Source organism: Bacteriovorax sp. DB6_IX, from assembly GCF_000447775.1.
Taxonomy (GTDB): domain Bacteria; phylum Bdellovibrionota; class Bacteriovoracia; order Bacteriovoracales; family Bacteriovoracaceae; genus Halobacteriovorax_A.
In genome coordinates, this window is sequence record NZ_AUNJ01000267.1 from 1 (window position 1) to 232 (window position 232).

At 36.2% G+C, this 232-nt stretch carries 1 protein-coding gene; it reads right to left on the bottom strand.

The window, feature by feature from the left end; translation table 11 throughout:
- A partial coding sequence (locus M901_RS07880; RefSeq protein ID WP_232422519.1) for a hypothetical protein occupies nt 1-198 on the bottom strand: 198 nt, incomplete at its 3' end.
- Nucleotides 199-232: the final 34 nt, after the last annotated feature.

Below are 232 nucleotides of genomic sequence, written 5' to 3' on the forward strand. Positions count from 1 at the left end.
ATATTGAGTCAGAATTGTCTTATTATCTGTCCACACGTTGAAGTCACTAAACTTAGTAATAAGAGCCACAAATTGTGAAATCAATCTTGTCTCTTTATCACCAGAGTATTCATTAAAAACTTCTTTATACTGACTCGCTAACTCAGGCTCGTCTTCCGCTTTAAGATCTCTGATATCCTGGCAATATAGGGCCTTCATATCATCGAAGTAACTACTAGAGCCAATTCCTTTT